This is a genomic window from Photobacterium sp. Alg240-V54 (genome assembly GCF_900537155.1).
In the GTDB taxonomy this organism is placed as follows: Bacteria; Pseudomonadota; Gammaproteobacteria; order Enterobacterales; family Vibrionaceae; genus Photobacterium.
The window spans coordinates 123,582-139,816 of sequence record NZ_UNRL01000003.1 but is presented as its reverse complement, the minus strand read 5'-3'; the positions used below and the strand labels follow the sequence as shown (position 1 = coordinate 139,816).

Here is a 16,235-nt window from a genome sequence, read left to right as displayed (position 1 = left end):
TTTTTTATGGCTATTTTATAGACAGGGCTTCAAAGATGATCATTTGTTATCGTCATATACCAATGACGTTATTGATAGCAGCGACTGTGAGCACTACTTTTTCAGTCAGTGCTGCGCAAATTAGTGCTATATCGGCAGCTGAATGCCAAGCGATGACCAAAGCCGGTGTTATGGCAGCAGCGGCACCTGTGCCTTGCCAACGACTTAAAAAAGTTACCTTCAATTACCGTGATTTTGCAGGCAAAGCACATGCCAATGGTCAATTAGTGGTAATGGATGCTGTTGCGCCGTATGTAGGTAAAATATTTGATGCTTTATATCAGCAAGGTTTTCCTATACATAAAGCAGTACCGATTGAAGCCTATGGTGGTAATGATACCCGTTCGATGACGGCGAATAATACTTCCGCTTTTAATTATCGTCCAGTCGCTGGAACGGGCAGTTTATCCTTACATGCTTATGGTGCTGCGATAGATATTAATCCACTTCAAAATCCATTTGTTACGTTTAGTGGTAATGGCAATGCTAAATTCAGTCCAACCCAAGGGACGCGTTATGCCAATCGCGCCAGTTACCGTTTTGGTAAATCGGATAGTCGAGGTATGGCTGAAGTGGTTATTGATATTTTTGCCCGTAATGGCTTTCAATATTGGGGTGGATTTTGGGACTCTCCAATTGATTATCAACATTTTCAGTTAACCAAAGATATGGCGTTAACCATGAGTAAAATGACGCCTGCGCAAGCAGCATTATTTTTTAAGCGTTATGTCGCATGGTATGACAGTTGTAGCAAAATGTACCCGACCGCTTATAGCCATTATAAATTCAATGATTACACTGAATATTTAAAAGGTAAGTTATCAGTCAAATCATTAAATAAAGCTTATGATGCTGATCCAAAGCGGGTGATGAGTGCGATAAACCTGCAACCAGTTCGTTCTGCTATTTGTGTTAAGCGCTAATTTAGCAAGGCTTTTATTGATAAGTTGCTGCCTAAGTCATGATTTTTAGTTTGCAGACTTTGTTTTTAATAAATGTGTTTGCGGCTGTGGATAGAGGCTTTTAGGATGGTCGCTAATCAGTATTAATTAACAATGGATGGTTTCAATGGTTAATCAAGCCACAATGGTTGCGCAACAATTACAATTTTCAGAGTTAGTGCAAGGCTATTGGCGTTTAGCTGAATGGGGTATGACTGCACAGCAACGATTAGCTTTTTTAGAGCAGCATCTTGAATTAGGAATTACGACTGTAGATCATGCGGATATTTATGGTGGCTATCAATGTGAAGCATTATTTGGTGAAGCGTTAGCGTTAAAGCCAAGTTTACGTCAGCAATTACAGATAGTGACTAAGTGCGATATTAATCTTTGTAATCCTAAATATCCTCATCGTAATATTAACCATTATGATACGAGTAAGTCGCATATTATAGATTCTGTAAATAACGCACTGGCAAATTTACGGGTTGATAATATCGATCTGTTATTAATTCACCGTCCAGATGTACTTATGGATGCTGATGAAGTAGCTGCGGCGTTTACTGAGTTGAAGCAACAAGGAAAAGTGAATCATTTTGGTGTTTCAAACTTTGCACCTGCGCAATTTGATTTACTGCAATCACGACTTGAACAACCTTTAGTGACCAACCAAGTAGAAATTAATCCGCTTAATTTTGAGGTCGCACATGATGGTACGCTTGATCAATTGCAAATGAAGCGCATTCATCCAATGGCATGGTCATGTTTAGCAGGCGGTGATATTTTTAATGGTAGCAGTGAACAGCATGTTCGAGTCCGTGAAACCTTAACTGATATTGCGGCTGAAATTGGTGCAGATAGTATCGATCAAGTGATTTATGCATGGATTCGTTGTTTGCCATCAAAACCATTAGCGATTATCGGTTCAGGAAATATTGAACGTGTAAGATCGGCGGTCGCCGCTCTAGACTTTTCATTATCACGTGAGCAATTCTATCGAGTATGGGTAGCGTCCAAAGGTCATGGCGTGCCATAAGCTATATCAGTATTGTAAACGCGTTTAAAAACGGCAGGCAATATACCTGTTAAGGCGTATTGCCTGCCGTTGCTGTATCTTGTCAGCTAATTACTTAGTGCACGCTTGCTGGGGCAATAGTTCCTTCTGCTATTGGGTTGTTTTTATTAGCACTCCATTGATACCAACCACCATCATAAACACTGATGTTTTTCCAACCGAGAATATGAGCAAAGAAAAATGCCTCAGATGCGCGCCAGCCCGTACCACAGAAAAACGCCACATCCTGATTTGGTTTAATATTCCATTGTGCCCATTGAGCAGTAATTTCATTGCCACTTTTCATAGTTTGATCGGGATTTAGATAATCTTGCATGTGGTAAGAATCTGAACCTGCATGCCCCCATTTCGCTCCCTCGATACGGCCTTTAGGCTTAATGTAATCATAACCACTGGTTTCGCCAATATATTCTGGCCATGTACGAACACTAACGACGGATTGTTGGCTAACAGGCTTTTTCAACAATGCTTTGACTTGTGCTGTATCGATTAAATATTGTGGGTTTGCAGGGATGGTTTTACCAAATGCAACTGGGGTTTTATTGTAATTAGGTAAATGCTCTGTGGGATAATCAGCATCAGACCATGCTGTCCAGCCACCATTTAATAATCGTACGTCTTTAACGCCGGCATACATTAAGAAGTTAGCAAAGCGTGCAGCTGACATATTATTGCGAGCATAGAGAATAACCGTGGTGTCGTAACGAATACCAAGATTTGCAATAATTTGTGCTAATGCTTTGTTGTTAACCTTATTCCACCATGGTTTTGATTCGATAGTGTTGGTATTTACGTATAAAGCCCCAGGAATATGGTCAAGTAAATATTTAGCGGGAGGGCCCCATTCTACTTCAACGACTTTATAACCATGCTTTGGTGCATAGCGTGGGTGTTTGTCAGTAATAAGATCATTTAACCATGATGCTGGCACTAATTGCTGAAAGTTAGGTAGCGCAATAAGTTTATCATGGTAGTCATTGAGTGGTTGATCAATCGTGGTTAGCGAGTGGTAACCTTGACTCTGTAAAGCGGTGGTTAATTGCTGTGCTTTATCTGCTGAACAATATAAATATGTTGGCAGGTCAGATTTAAGGTGTTTATCACGTAATAAGGTTTGAAAAGCTGCAGTATCTAACGTTTTTAGCCAATTCGCATCGATGTTAACAGCACCTGCAATATGCCCTCCATTTTGTTGCTGGGCTTCAGGCCAACCGTTATAGAAATTGCTGTTACGGCAATCAATAATTTGTAGTGGCGCTGTTTGCGCTTGCTGCTGAGCAAGTTGTTTAAATGTTGCTGTTTTTAAGGGAGAAGATGGATTGGCAAATGAAGTACTTGATGTCAGTAATAATGTCGCTATTGCAGTTATTTTAATGAGCATGATAAAACCTAATCACCTTAGTGATCGTCAAAAACAAGCGCGCATTTTAACGGTTTAAAAAGGTAATACAATTGGATTGTGGTGATTTGTAAGAAATTCGATTTTTAATGATATTTGTAACAAATGCAGTGTGGGTATCTATAGAGGAACTATTATGGGTATTTTGTGTCAGAAATATATTACAGCATCATCGAGTGATGATATATCGTGTTGAAGCATTAAAAAGGAACATCTATGAAACGTTTTATCCCTGTATTTATGAGTCTATTTGTCATTTATAGCTCAACGATACTGGCTGCAGAGATAACAACGTTAGATACTCATGTTATTGAAACACAACAAAAACCATCCTCACCATTAACAACCTATGCTACCCATCCTAAGTCGAGCAACAGCAACGCCCAATCATATAATTACTCATTACCGGTGTTACAACAGGCTTATTATCAAGGTATTGATTCAATTGGTGGCACTGTTCATTTACAGCAAGGCTTGTGGGCCGGTGAACCCTATCAACCAGGGGGGAATGTGATGCCACAAGTGATGTTATTAAATGATTTGACAGCAGTAGGCCCTTTAACTGCGAATAATGATCCTATGGCTGTGGTGCTACTTAATTATTCACCAGGGGGAAGTGGTCAATATTTATATATTGCCGTAATGGCTTATCAACATAATAAGCTCGTTAATATAGCCACTCATTATGTTGGTGACCGAGTGCGTGTTAAAGGATTGGTGATTAAAAATCATCAAATAATCGTCGATGTTATACAAGCAGGAAAGAACGATCCCGCTTCTTGTCCTGGTGATGTCGCGCGTCATATTTGGATAGTAAAACAAGATAAATTAGTCGAAATTCCCAGCCATCAACCGATAGTGAGATTAACCCCAGCGATATTAGCCAATACAGAATGGCAGCTTGAGAGTTGGCGTTATGGTGATCCGGTGACAACTAGCGATAAAATAAGTTTACGTTATATCAACGGCCATTTTGTTGGTATGGTTGATTGTAATAACTATACCATCACGGTTAAGCCATTATTATCGCCAGGTTCAATTAAGGTCTTAGGTCAACATGCAGCTGTAACTGCACGGACATGTAATGCACCTTTAGCGCCACATCGCCAAAAACGTTATTTACAACAATTAACGAATGTGACTCAATTTACTTATTTTGCGGGGAAATTGGTACTTACATACCAAGTAAATCATCATACCGGAGTGATGATTTTTTCAACACTAAAAAAGCAACCGTAATTTTTTAGTTGTTAGCATGATAATTTGTTCTATTAAAAAACCGCAGCTGAGTATTAATGCTGTTCACTTAAGCCTGAAATCCTTATGGATAAAGGCTTTTGATAATTAAAGAACCTAGCTATAGCTGGATTCTTTGCTATCTGGGATATTCTGTTTTGTACATAAAACAAACAAAATATCCTTAAGTGAACGGCATTACAGCTGAGTATTGTCTCTTTCTTGTTAAAGTATATTTAGCTGCGGTTTTTATATGACCGTTATAATTACTCTTGCGCTAACCACTCAAGAATAAACTGGCAAATAGCGTGTGGATTATTTAAATCTAAGTGCGGTAAATCACAATCCATAGGTGCGGGTTGATCACTGGCAAACGCTAAAATAGTGTTATCCGTTGGGTAAAGTAATGGTTTACCATAGCTCGGACGATGAATTTCTATTTTTGGAAACGGTTGATCACGAAAACCTTCAATTAAGACCAGATCTAATAAGTCATGATTAAGCTGACTTAAACAATGATTTAATTCAGGATCTTGGCGCTCTGCCTGCGGGTATTCAAAATACAGCATATGACGTGATTTGGTGGCGAGTAAGGTTTGACTGCAACCAGCATGGCGTAAACGATAGCTATCTTTTCCTGGTACATCGGGATCAATATCATGATGACTGTGTTTGAGTAGCCCTATCCGTAAATGGTGTTGTTTAAGTAAAGGGATAAGTTGTTCAAGTAGGGTAGTCTTTCCGGAGCCACTAAATCCAGCGAAACCCAGTATCGGTGTAGGAGATGTAATCATTATGAGACCCGTTGATATTGATTCTTTTGCTATTATATACCTAACAAAAGTGAACACCTATTAACAGTACGTATTTATTGATATGTAAGGGATTTATTCAAATAAACATGATTTATAACCATTGAATAAAAAACTAACCTCGTATTTTTTTGGTGATAATGATCTTACGGTCTACATTTAGCTTGTATTGAGCTTTTTATCATTAATGAATACTGTCAAATTCATAGATACAAGTGATTAATATGATATTCCTAACAGGGAGTGTATATGTGGGCGACGTTAGATTTTGAAGCATCAGGATTATCCGAATTTTCTTATCCAATAGAAGTAGGATATTCACTGCCTAATGGTACTGATAATAGCTTATTGATTAACCCTTTATCTGCTAGTGATGAGTGGGTGTATTGGGATGCTTTTTCTGAGTCACATATTCATAAAATTCCTCGTTCTGAATTGGAAGCCAATGGTAAGCAAGTAGTTGATGTGTGCCGACACCTTAATGCGGTACTTGGGCAATATGAGTTGGTTTTTTGTGATAGTGAGTGGGATTTATTTTGGTTAGGTCGGTTATATCATGCAGCGCATATGCGACCTTCATTTATGCTGACCGAGATCTGTTGTTGGTTAAAGCAACATAATGGTATTGAGCGGGTACATTTTCAATTAGCGCTTGAGCGGCAAGGCCCTGTACGGCATCGAGCAAGTCATGATGCAAAGCAAATTCGTTTGGCATTAAATGCGTTAGTCGGTAATCGTTAGACTTATTAGAGCAATCATTGGTGTGTTTGTTATTGGTTGAATCGATAATGGCTATTACAATATGTGCAATGAAAGTATAAGTATATGAGAATGTTAAGTGAAATCTGCATCTAATTGCGAACCATTACTTCGTGTCGCAATGTTTAATATTTCGATGTCTGATACCGAGCCAGACAAAATATTAGCATTAACCTCTAGCTTCAATAATCCGCGCTTACGACGTTTAGCTGCCATTATTCAGCATGCTGCTGCTGATGTGATACTACTGTGTGAGTTTGATCACCTGGGAGCGGGGGGCGATGATGGCGCTCTGGCTAATTTCTGCGATAATTATTTATCTGTCGGTCAATACGATCAACATCCTATCGAATATCCATATCGCTTATGTCCTGCAACTAATACTGGTTTGCTAACCGAGATTGATTTAAATAATGATGGTGTCATTTCATTACCTGCTGATGGGATGGGATTTGGCCATTTTCATGGTAATTTTGGTTTTGTATTATTGTCTAAGTATCCAATCCAAAATGAAAATATTCGCTCATGGCAACATATGTTGTGGAATAAAATACCTAATACATTAATTCCCCGTGATTTTTACAGTGATGAGGCCATCGATATATTACGATTATCTTCTAAAAATCATCTTATTGTCCCTATTGAATGTGATCAGCAAGTAATTAATCTGGTGTGTTGCCATCCGACGCCCCCTGTCTTTGATGGGCCTGAACGGCGTAATGCCAAACGTAATCATGATGAAATTCAATTAGTTTGCGATATTCTCGATAATGCAGATTATTTAGAAGACGATAGCGGAAATCGTGGTGGCTTAAGCCATGAGCAAGCATTTATTGTTTTAGGTGATCTTAATGCTGATGTGGTTGATGGCGATGGTTTAAAAACGCCGATTAAACATTTGCTTAATCATAGTCGTATTCATCAGCAAGTAAGTCATGGAGCGTTAACACCTAAAAGCGCTGGTGGTAGTGAACACCGACCATGGCAGCGACGTAAAGGGCGTAGTAATGAATGGACGCATTTAGGTGGTATGCGGTTAGATTATGTCTTGCCGTCAGCCGATCTAACAGTATTAAGCAGCGGGGTGTTCTGGCCTTCAAAAAATCATCCATTACGACACTTGGTACTCGATGATAAAGGCCGTGAGAAGCCAACAGCCGGTTCGGATCATCGCTTAGTTTGGGTCGATATAGGATGTTAGAACGTAGAATCGATTAATATCAGCCTCTGGTGACGTTATGCGTCAGGATTATTACTAGCTAAAGATGATCGGTTGTTGTTCTTTTCCCCAAACTTCAATGATAGCTTTGGGGGTTATGCCTGCGATTGATAATTGTTTGTTGCCTAGGCTATGAAAGTTGATTTCAATGGCAGTAATTTTGCTATCAGGATAATCAAGTAACTCTGGTGGGCTAGTGCTATTTTGCGTCATTAAGCCTTTTGTTCTAAATTGCTGAAACTCACCATTGTCATAATTAATTTTAATTTTCTTAATATTAACAGATCCTTGCGCACAGGTAAGGCGAAGGTGGTTATAGAATTTTTTTGATGATGATCCATCGAGAATAACATTGCCGCTATCAACGTGAAAATTAGCAGTTTGCGTGGTTAATTTAACCCAAGCTGAGGGTTTATTTGCTGTAAGTACACTGCAGCTATTTACACTTAACAATAATACCAGCATGCAACAACGATACAGGGTTTTCATTTGGGGCTATCACTATATAAATGAAAGATTGAATAACCTTAGAGATTGGATGCTGTTAACTATGTCATGAGTAAAAAGAGGTTATGTTATCTTGTCGACAAAACAGCGTTAGAGAACATGCTGTTTTGTCTGGGTAAGGTTAATTGTGAAATTAAACTTAGAAATATTTACCACGAATTGTTTTGAAATTTTCTTTTAGCGCACAAGTGGTAAATGTTTTGATGACCATGGTGTCTGACCAATAATTAGCTGGCCAGCCGGCTTTTTGTTTAAGTAGCTGTATAAACTGTGGGGTTGATAACCCTCGACGCCATGCACTTGGTAATACAACTGTCTGTACATGTTTATCTGTTAATAACACGCCTTGTTTATGATGAGATAAATATTCAAATAACTCAGCTTCGCTACTAAACGGCTGAATAACTAGTGGCGATAGCACTTCTACTTCAATACTTAAATCATCAAGTTGATCTTCAGCAAGAGGCATAAAACGGCGATCTTCATAGGCACTCGCAATCGCTTTATTGTGCATCTCTAAGATTAAAGGCCTTGTTGCAATGGTTGAGCCAATACAGCCTTGCAGTTGACCGTTCACTTCTAAGGTTACAAAACATGCCGCTGGTTGCAGCATTTTGCGTGTGTAGTGATCCAGTTTTGGTGCTGAAGTTGAAATCGCTTTGTCTGAAAAATGGCCTCGAATAGCATCACGGGCAATATCCAGTAGCTGCGTGAGTTCACCTTTATTGTATGTTTGATATGTGACAGCTGAAATATCCACCAGTGCTCTCCTTTGGAATATTATAAAAAATCAATACATCCGTATATGAATAATGAAGTGTGTTGTAAATAGTGATTTATAAAATACTTATCAGTGATTGAGTTAGTGATAAAAAGCCTTTTAGTGCAATAACTTATTTCACTGTCATGATCAATATTATCTATTTTTAATGATTATTCAATATATCTTGAATTAAAAATTGTTAACTTGTTTGTCAAACTTATGCAGTGTGTAATTTTTATATATTTGCGTGGGTAAACTGAATGACATGGGCAATATTTGTACTTTTTTCACTGTTTTTTTAGATTGTGTTGTTTATAAAATTTACTAGCACCTGATATTGTTTTATCGTTAATGCCATTTTTGATCTAGAAGATAAATGAGTTTATGAGCACTGACCAAGGTTTGACAATAGAGCAGTTAATGGCATACCAAAGTGTTGTTATCACTCAACCTAATTGCCCTTATTGCGTAAAAGCAAAAGCATTACTTGATCAACAGGGTATTGAGTATTCAACATTAGTATTAGGACAACAGTTAACCAAAACTGTGATGGTTGATTTTATTCATCAATTTGCCAATGTTAATGTAAGAACAGTACCGCAGATTATTTTAGCGGGGCATTATATTGGCGGTCATGATGATTTAGTCGCATACCTTGAGCGCCAAATCGATAATAATGATTTTGATGATTTTGAATTATAAAATCACTATGATGTTAATAAAAAGGGTGAATAGCCCTTTTTATGGTTAACGCAAGAGATCAAAACATGAAATTAGATTTTTCGCAATTGAATAAACAAACCAAGAAATCATTTAGCGATCAGCATGCTGTGATTAAAAAAGTTATGCAAGGTAAAGTTGTTGCTTGTGAACACTGCCTACAACCATTAATGCTTATTGCACCAGAACAGAGCGAACAACCTGGTATTGGTTGTTCAAAAAGATGTACTTTTATCTCCCTTGAATTTGGTTAACAGATTTTACTATTGTTATTTGACTATTTTTTTGTGCTGTTTTGTATAAAATATCACCAATCTAAGTTTAATTTCTGCAAACTTAATAATTAATTATACGTAATTATCCAGTTTTTTTATCTTGTTAAGCGTTTTTTCACACTATTAAAATATCTCGATAAATAAAGGCTAATTCAGTCTTATAATATTATAAATAAGCGTAACGATTGTTTGTCTATATATTGCAAATATTATTGGTTGTCTTATTTTTCAATATTATAGCTAATCTATTGATTAAACGTCATAAAAATAAATTAAATTTGTTGTCGTTGCACATAAAAAACAGTTAAAAATTTAAAATGAACTAAAGTTGTAGCAATGAATGATTAGAATACAAATAAAAATATGATAACGGTCATTAAAACTAATCAATAACAACGAATATATTAAGATTAGGAAACAGTGAAACTAGCCTATAGTGCTGTTTTTGCTCTATGTTGACAGTTCTCGCCTATTAATGGTTATATAATGGCGCTTTGATTTTTGTTTACATGACTAAATATTATAGTTGAGGCGATACCTAACAGGATGTAATAAATGAGTAAACACGATAAATATAGTATAGATAATACAGATTACACTATTGGTCAAGATAATGTCCAAAAGTGGGGATTTGATGTGCATAATGCCGTTTTTGGTGTGAGTGCTGGACTTATAATCATTTTTTTAGTGGCGATTTTAATTTCAGATCCAGCAACCGCAAAAGCAGCATTAGACGGTGTTAAAGGGGCTGTTGTTAATCAGTTTGCTTCTTTATTTATATGGGCGGGTAATTTCTTTGTCCTTTTTTGTTTAGCATTAATCATTTCACCTTATGGTCGTATCCGTATTGGTGGACAAAAAGCGAAAGCAGACCATTCAACATTGTCATGGTTATCGATGCTTTTTGCTGCCGGTATGGGTATTGGCTTAATGTTTTGGAGTGTTGCCGAGCCTGCTGCTTACTTTACAGGTTGGGGTGGTTCAACACCGCTAAATGTGACCCCTGGTACGCCAGAAGCATTTAAAGTTGCGATGGGCGCAACCATGTACCATTGGGGTTTACACCCATGGTCAATTTATGCTGTTGTTGGTTTGTCTATGGCATTTTTCTGCTATAACAAAGGGTTGCCGCTTTCTATTCGCTCTGTGTTTTACCCTATTTTAGGTGACCGAACATGGGGTTGGCCTGGGCATGTTATTGATATTCTAGCTGTTTTAGCGACACTGTTTGGTTTAGCTACTTCATTAGGTTTAGGTGCTCAGCAAGCTGCAAGTGGTATTAATCATGTATTTGGAATGCATGGTGGGTTAGGCCTACAAATAACAATTATTGTTGTTGTTACCATGGCTGCTATTTATTCTGTGGTTAAAGGTATTGATTCTGGGGTTAAATTACTCAGTAACATTAATATGTTAGTCGCGGTTGTATTACTTGTCTTTGTTGCTTTGGTTGGCTTCTCTGTTTCTATGGATACCTTACCAAAAACAATTATGGGTTATATTGAAAACTTTATTCCATTAAGTGACCCTTATAATCGTCCTGATGAAAAGTGGATGCATGCTTGGACAATTGTTTATTGGGCATGGTGGATTTCATGGTCACCATTTGTTGGTTCGTTTATTGCGCGTATCTCTAAAGGCCGTACCGTTCGTGAATTCTTAATTGCGGTTATTATTACACCGACCGTAGTTACTTCAGTGTGGATGTCTGTCTTTGGTGGTCAAGCAATTCACCAGATTATGGACCATATTGGTACATTAGGTGCGAAGGGTATTACCGAAGTACCACTAGCAATGTTCCAGATGTATGATGCTTTACCACTTGGTAGCATTCTATCGTTTATTTCTGTGATTCTGATTTTAGTGTTCTTCGTAACTTCATCAGATTCAGGTTCATTGGTTATCGATAGTATTACTGCTGGTGGTAAAATTGATGCTCCAATTCCACAACGTGTTTTCTGGGCGTCAATTGAAGGACTGATCGCTATCGCGCTGTTATGGGTAGGTGGCACGCAAGCTATTCAAGCATTGCAAGCAGGTACGATTTCAACGGCATTACCGTTTACGTTTATTTTGATTATTATGTGTATTAGCTTGTTAATGGGCTTTAGAACTGAGCGTTATAAATAATCTCTTAGTGAAGTAATTGCAATAAATGTAACGTAATAAAAGCAGCCTTTAGAGGATATCTAAAGGCTGCTTTTTTACATGACTTACAGGCGCTAAAATATTACTCCCATAACTTACTGATCAGAGTATCAGGACTAAAGTGGTAAGCAATTTGCGCTTGAAGTAATTCCGCGGTGGCTAAAGAATCGGTTAAAGCGTGGTGGGGTTGGTAAGCTGGTAGACCATAACGAGAACGACATTTACCTAAGCGTACCGAGCCTGGACGTTTACCTTTTAATTTATTCCACCATCCACCAAATTGCTGTTGTTGGATTGTCGCTTCAATGGCGAGAGTATCAACAACTGGAAATTGAATTCCTTCACCTAAGCGAATTTTTAACGCCCGATCCATAAATTGACGTTCAATATTTTTATAGTGCACCACAACAACTTTTCCCGCGAGTGCATCTAATACTGCTTCAAGAATACGGCGTAAATCTGGTGCCTGTTGAACGTCAGAATGGGTAATACCGTGAATAACGACCGAATCTTCTTCTAATTTTACCTTAGGTTTTACTACCCAGTGTTGTGACTGGCGGCAATAAATTCGATGAAGATCAAACGGTACTAATCCAATACTAACGATATCGTCACTATTTGAATTAAGGCCTGTTGTTTCAAAGTCGAGAGCAACAAATGGCACCTCGCTTAGTGGCGTGTCTTCACTAATAATGCCAGTCTGATAATAAGACTTTATACGGCTATCTTGTGCTTCTTGTGCTAATCGTTGAAAACGTAAATGCCAATCTGGAGTGGCGATATTACGTATAAAGTGCGCAGAAGCTGAGTTTTTTGATCCATGATGAAACATTAATGGCTCTTTTTATTAGCGTGCTGACTGATAACGAAATTTGACAAAGTTTTGTGCTTTACTCAAAATTTGGAACGCGTCTTTGAGATTACGGCGTTCAAAATCAGACATGTTTTCAGGCTCTATACTATTGTCTGGCTCGATCCCTGCTTCAATATCAAGTGCTTGGTGACGAATACGCACGAGTGAAATATATTCCATCGCATCACGTAAATCTTGTGCTCGACCTGGTGGTAAAATACCGCTATCAATGATGTCATCAAGGCGTTCTAGTGAGTTTTGTGAACGAGAACCAACAGCAAGGGCATGTACACGAATCAAATCCGCTAAAGGTGCTGTACCACGGCGTTTAAGGTTGATTGAGTTGTTATGACGGCCATCTTTTTCCATCACAAAATCTTTGAAAAAACCAAGCGGTGGAGTGCGATTTAACGCATTACGTGCTAAACAAGATAAGAAGCGAGGACTATTACGCGCTCGTCGTACAATAAAGCCATTGAGCTGTTTTGCCCACTTAGTTTTACCCCATACGCCACCAAGATCAAAAAATATTGAGCTATTAAGTAATGCGACGGGTTTAGGATTATCAATCCAATCGGCGAAGCAATCTTCCCATTGTTGACGTGTTTTACGCCATTCTGGATTCGTCGCCATAATATCGCCAGTACAATAGGTATAACCGCACTCAGCAAGCCCATCACAGACAAACTTAGACAGCTTTTCAAAGTAGGCATTATGCTTGGCATGATTGAAGTTATTATCAAGAATAATAGCGTTATCTTGGTCGGTAACAATCAATTGTTCGTCACGAGCCATTGAGCCTAAAGCAAGGAAACAGTAAGGCACAGGAGGCGGACCATATTCTTCTTCTGCAAGTTCAAGTAACCGTTGTTTAAAGCTTCGTCCGATTTCAGCCATTGCGCTACCAATCATATGCGAATTGGCATCTTCATTGACCATGCGTACAAAACAGTCTTTAACTTGGGTTGAAAGTACTGTTAATTCTTCAACAGATTGTTGCTGATAGATACTGCTTACCAGTAATAAACTGTTTTGAGATTCATAGCGCACAATGTCAGAGACGCTAATGATACCAACTGGGTGCTTGTTTCGCATAACTGGAAGGTGATGAATGTTATAACGCAACATCGTCAACATGGCTTCAAAGACATAGGCATTATGATCCAGTGTGATTGGTTCTGCTGACATCACCGTTGAAACCGGGTTGGATGTTGATACCCCTTGCGCAAGTACACGGGTACATAAATCACGATCGGTGATAATACCGACAATTAAGTCGTTATCATCATCGTCATCAACGATAGTTTCATCACTGATTAATAACGCAGAGATGCCTTCTTCTGCCATCGTTTGAGCAGCGACTTGAATGGTTGCATTTTGATCCAGGATCACCGCATCACGCGTTAATAATGTACGCACTTTAGATGTGGTTAAATCATTTTCATCATTTTGACGAGAAACGGCATGGCGGAGTCGAGAACCATCATCAACTTCGACAAAATCCGCAAAGCTATCGAAATCGTCACAAAGTTTGGTAAAGAGGTTATTAGGAATACAGTAGAGGAGAGTATCTTCTAAAGCTTTCGCTGGCATTCTAACGCGATTATTCATCAATAATCCCATTTGGCCAAAAATGTCACCTTCATCTAAACGGTTATAGAGTTCCCCTTTACGGCGATAGACTTCAACTGCGCCGCTTCGAATGAGAAACAAATCATTGATACTATCACCTAAGTTTAAAATCATGCTGTCTGCACGGTGATAAGCCACTTCAATTTCGATTGCTAATTCATTCAGTTGTTGTTCTGGTAGCAAATCAAAGGGTGGATATTGGCTGATAAAATTAAGTATTTCTATTTGTTCTGCTTCCATATCTCAGTCCATATCAATAAAAAACAGGAGCAAGGCTCCGCAGATAATAATTAGAGGGCGATAGATATTACATCGCCATAAAGCGTTATTACTTGTGAAATTGTAACCTATGCAAGTACGGAAATCATATATAGTTCATTATTAACAATTACAGATGTAAGTGTTAAATTGATATTGACCATATCAGCATATAAGTCGTTTTTAGATATTACCTATCAATATAGATTATCGTTTTGAGTGATCTGTCTCATAAATACTGACTGTATTTTTTAGCATGAAATAGCGCAAAAACACTAATTAATAGGTATATTTTATTTTTTCGTATTAAATGATACTTAGCTCTAAAATAAGCCTAAATCTAGAATATTGTAAGGATAGAGATAAAGCAGAATGTATTACGCTTTTAATTAGTCAGTTTCAATATACGTATTGTCATCTACCGCTATCTATAGCGAGGAAGATATGAAGATTGTATTTTTGGGCGAAGCATTAGTTGAGCTAAACCATTCACCTCGGCACCAAACATATGGCGGTAATGTCGTTAATCGTGCTTTATATTTGGCACGCTTGGGCGGTTCGCGTGCTATTGATGTCAGTTATGCAACCTGTATTGGCATTGAAAAAATCTCGATGAAGATGATGCAACGTTGGCAACAAGAAAATATAGATACCAGCTTAGTCAAATGTTTAGCAACTAAATACCCTAATTTATGTTTTATTGAAACCGATAGTCATGGTCAACGACATTATCATTATTGGAATAAAGATAATACGATGCGGTATTATTTTTCTTATGGTCCAGCATTATTAAATCATGCCTTAATGAATCATGATTATGGTGCGATTTATATAAGTGGCAGTAGTATTGCAGCATTAACGGATGACGATAAAACATTATTGTTATCGTTATTGGAGGTACATAAACAACGAGGCGGAAAAGTTTATCTCGATAATAATTTTCGGAATGACTTATGGTCAACAAGACAAGCTCAATATTGGTACGAAAAAATCTTTCCTTATGTCGATATTGCCTTTATCGATTTAAACGATGAAATGCGAATTTGGGGAAGCTCGCGCTATTTAACTCAACGCTATATTAAATGGGGATGCCGTGAAGTTGTCTTTAAGCAAACCAAGGGAAATAGCTGTACAGTATGCAGTTTAGTGATCAGTTCAGACTCACTATTACGTGTCGCAAGTATTAAGTTGGCCGTTAAGCATGATGATGATATTGCTGATAATGCCTTTGTGGCAGGATATCTTGCTGGGCGAATGAATAAACATACCATTGCACAATCGCTATTATTGGCGCAAAAACTGAGTCATCGAGTAACAACGTGTTCAGATGCAATAATTCCTTCTGATTCAATGCGTGACATTATGTAGTTTATTGTATGGCATATAATCGGAACGACTTGTTTTGTATGTAAAATAATCAAACAAACATAAATTTAAAAAATGCTGTTGACTCAACCCCCGCAATCCGTACAATGCATCCCATACCACGAGACATCAGCGTCTCTGGTTAGGAAATATGGCGCGTTGGCAGAGTGGCTATGCAGCGGATTGCAAATCCGTGTACCTCGGTTCGACTCCGGGACGCGCCTCCATATTCCT

General features: G+C 38.1%; 15 protein-coding genes and 1 tRNA gene. 10 read left to right on the top strand and 6 right to left on the bottom strand.

Annotation, left to right across the window (positions count from 1 at the left end):
* Nucleotides 1-35: 35 nt before the first annotated feature.
* Nucleotides 36-962: a M15 family metallopeptidase gene (locus G6R09_RS09735; protein WP_373423714.1), complete on the top strand. Its 927-nt coding sequence runs from the start codon at nucleotides 36-38 to the stop codon at nucleotides 960-962.
* A 136-nt stretch (nucleotides 963-1,098) separates the two neighbouring features.
* A complete protein-coding gene (locus tag G6R09_RS09730) occupies nucleotides 1,099-2,016 on the top strand; it encodes an aldo/keto reductase family oxidoreductase (RefSeq protein WP_373423713.1) in 918 nt (305 codons plus the stop codon).
* A 94-nt stretch (nucleotides 2,017-2,110) separates the two neighbouring features.
* Here G6R09_RS09730 and G6R09_RS09725 read toward each other — a convergent pair whose 3' ends face one another.
* The gene (locus tag G6R09_RS09725; RefSeq protein WP_163922057.1) at nucleotides 2,111-3,436 is read right to left on the bottom strand and encodes a rhodanese-like domain-containing protein; all 1,326 of its coding nucleotides are present in this window, start codon (nucleotides 3,434-3,436) and stop codon (nucleotides 2,111-2,113) included.
* A 234-nt stretch (nucleotides 3,437-3,670) separates the two neighbouring features.
* Between G6R09_RS09725 and G6R09_RS09720 the strand changes: the two genes are divergently transcribed.
* Nucleotides 3,671-4,693 (top strand): META domain-containing protein, encoded by a 1,023-nt coding sequence (locus tag G6R09_RS09720; protein WP_163922054.1) that lies wholly within the window; start codon nucleotides 3,671-3,673, stop codon nucleotides 4,691-4,693.
* A gap of 263 nt (nucleotides 4,694-4,956) precedes the next feature.
* Here G6R09_RS09720 and mobB read toward each other — a convergent pair whose 3' ends face one another.
* Nucleotides 4,957-5,484 carry a molybdopterin-guanine dinucleotide biosynthesis protein B gene (gene mobB / locus G6R09_RS09715; RefSeq protein ID WP_163922052.1) on the bottom strand — a complete coding sequence of 176 codons (528 nt, stop codon included), beginning with the start codon at nucleotides 5,482-5,484 and terminating at the stop codon, nucleotides 4,957-4,959.
* 267 nt (nucleotides 5,485-5,751) lie between these two features.
* Here mobB and G6R09_RS09710 point away from each other — a divergent pair, with 267 nt between their 5' ends.
* Together G6R09_RS09710 and G6R09_RS09705 are read left to right on the top strand one after the other, a co-directional pair.
* Nucleotides 5,752-6,243, top strand: a complete 492-nt coding sequence (locus tag G6R09_RS09710) for a hypothetical protein (protein WP_087845246.1) — start codon at nucleotides 5,752-5,754, stop codon at nucleotides 6,241-6,243.
* A gap of 97 nt (nucleotides 6,244-6,340) precedes the next feature.
* A complete protein-coding gene (locus tag G6R09_RS09705; protein WP_240345724.1) occupies nucleotides 6,341-7,462 on the top strand; it encodes an endonuclease/exonuclease/phosphatase family protein in 1,122 nt (373 codons plus the stop codon).
* Nucleotides 7,463-7,516: 54 nt separating this feature from the next.
* Here G6R09_RS09705 and G6R09_RS09700 read toward each other — a convergent pair whose 3' ends face one another.
* On the bottom strand, nucleotides 7,517-7,969 hold the full coding sequence (locus tag G6R09_RS09700; protein ID WP_163922048.1) for a hypothetical protein: 453 nt from the start codon (nucleotides 7,967-7,969) through the stop codon (nucleotides 7,517-7,519).
* Between the two features lie 157 nt (nucleotides 7,970-8,126).
* Complete coding sequence (amrA, locus tag G6R09_RS09695; RefSeq protein ID WP_065168259.1) at nucleotides 8,127-8,747, bottom strand: AmmeMemoRadiSam system protein A; 621 nt, start codon at nucleotides 8,745-8,747, stop codon at nucleotides 8,127-8,129.
* Nucleotides 8,748-9,134: 387 nt separating this feature from the next.
* On the opposite strand from amrA, the gene G6R09_RS09690 reads away from it, so the two are divergent.
* The 3 genes from G6R09_RS09690 to G6R09_RS09680 all read left to right on the top strand — a co-directional run bounded on the left by G6R09_RS09690 (nucleotide 9,135) and on the right by G6R09_RS09680 (nucleotide 11,875).
* A complete protein-coding gene (locus G6R09_RS09690; RefSeq protein ID WP_061000555.1) occupies nucleotides 9,135-9,452 on the top strand; it encodes a glutaredoxin domain-containing protein in 318 nt (105 codons plus the stop codon).
* Between the two features lie 65 nt (nucleotides 9,453-9,517).
* On the top strand, nucleotides 9,518-9,724 hold the full coding sequence (locus tag G6R09_RS09685) for a hypothetical protein (protein WP_163922045.1): 207 nt from the start codon (nucleotides 9,518-9,520) through the stop codon (nucleotides 9,722-9,724).
* A 576-nt stretch (nucleotides 9,725-10,300) separates the two neighbouring features.
* On the top strand, nucleotides 10,301-11,875 hold the full coding sequence (locus G6R09_RS09680; protein ID WP_163922042.1) for a BCCT family transporter: 1,575 nt from the start codon (nucleotides 10,301-10,303) through the stop codon (nucleotides 11,873-11,875).
* A 100-nt stretch (nucleotides 11,876-11,975) separates the two neighbouring features.
* Here G6R09_RS09680 and G6R09_RS09675 read toward each other — a convergent pair whose 3' ends face one another.
* Entirely contained in the window at nucleotides 11,976-12,725 is a 750-nt protein-coding gene (locus G6R09_RS09675; RefSeq protein WP_163922040.1) for a 3'-5' exonuclease, read from the bottom strand.
* 15 nt (nucleotides 12,726-12,740) lie between these two features.
* Nucleotides 12,741-14,618 carry a DUF294 nucleotidyltransferase-like domain-containing protein gene (locus G6R09_RS09670; RefSeq protein ID WP_065168263.1) on the bottom strand — a complete coding sequence of 626 codons (1,878 nt, stop codon included), beginning with the start codon at nucleotides 14,616-14,618 and terminating at the stop codon, nucleotides 12,741-12,743.
* A gap of 462 nt (nucleotides 14,619-15,080) precedes the next feature.
* Here G6R09_RS09670 and G6R09_RS09665 point away from each other — a divergent pair, with 462 nt between their 5' ends.
* Nucleotides 15,081-16,004 carry a PfkB family carbohydrate kinase gene (locus G6R09_RS09665; RefSeq protein WP_163922037.1) on the top strand — a complete coding sequence of 308 codons (924 nt, stop codon included), beginning with the start codon at nucleotides 15,081-15,083 and terminating at the stop codon, nucleotides 16,002-16,004.
* Between the two features lie 150 nt (nucleotides 16,005-16,154).
* Nucleotides 16,155-16,228: transfer RNA gene (locus G6R09_RS09660), tRNA-Cys, on the top strand.
* The last annotated feature ends 7 nt before the right edge of the window (nucleotides 16,229-16,235 follow it).

Excerpts from the sequence above, each read along its gene's own strand:
- G6R09_RS09735 (WP_373423714.1), top strand. The coding sequence starts at position 36 with ATGATCATTTGTTATCGTCATATACCAATGACGTTATTGATAGCAGCG.
- G6R09_RS09730 (WP_373423713.1), top strand. The coding sequence starts at position 1,099 with ATGGTTTCAATGGTTAATCAAGCCACAATGGTTGCGCAACAATTACAA.
- G6R09_RS09725 (WP_163922057.1), bottom strand. The coding sequence starts at position 3,436 with ATGCTCATTAAAATAACTGCAATAGCGACATTATTACTGACATCAAGT.
- G6R09_RS09720 (WP_163922054.1), top strand. The coding sequence starts at position 3,671 with ATGAAACGTTTTATCCCTGTATTTATGAGTCTATTTGTCATTTATAGC.
- mobB (WP_163922052.1), bottom strand. The coding sequence starts at position 5,484 with ATGATTACATCTCCTACACCGATACTGGGTTTCGCTGGATTTAGTGGC.
- G6R09_RS09710 (WP_087845246.1), top strand. The coding sequence starts at position 5,752 with ATGTGGGCGACGTTAGATTTTGAAGCATCAGGATTATCCGAATTTTCT.
- G6R09_RS09700 (WP_163922048.1), bottom strand. The coding sequence starts at position 7,969 with ATGAAAACCCTGTATCGTTGTTGCATGCTGGTATTATTGTTAAGTGTA.
- G6R09_RS09690 (WP_061000555.1), top strand. The coding sequence starts at position 9,135 with ATGAGCACTGACCAAGGTTTGACAATAGAGCAGTTAATGGCATACCAA.
- G6R09_RS09685 (WP_163922045.1), top strand. The coding sequence starts at position 9,518 with ATGAAATTAGATTTTTCGCAATTGAATAAACAAACCAAGAAATCATTT.
- G6R09_RS09680 (WP_163922042.1), top strand. The coding sequence starts at position 10,301 with ATGAGTAAACACGATAAATATAGTATAGATAATACAGATTACACTATT.
- G6R09_RS09675 (WP_163922040.1), bottom strand. The coding sequence starts at position 12,725 with ATGTTTCATCATGGATCAAAAAACTCAGCTTCTGCGCACTTTATACGT.
- G6R09_RS09670 (WP_065168263.1), bottom strand. The coding sequence starts at position 14,618 with ATGGAAGCAGAACAAATAGAAATACTTAATTTTATCAGCCAATATCCA.
- G6R09_RS09665 (WP_163922037.1), top strand. The coding sequence starts at position 15,081 with ATGAAGATTGTATTTTTGGGCGAAGCATTAGTTGAGCTAAACCATTCA.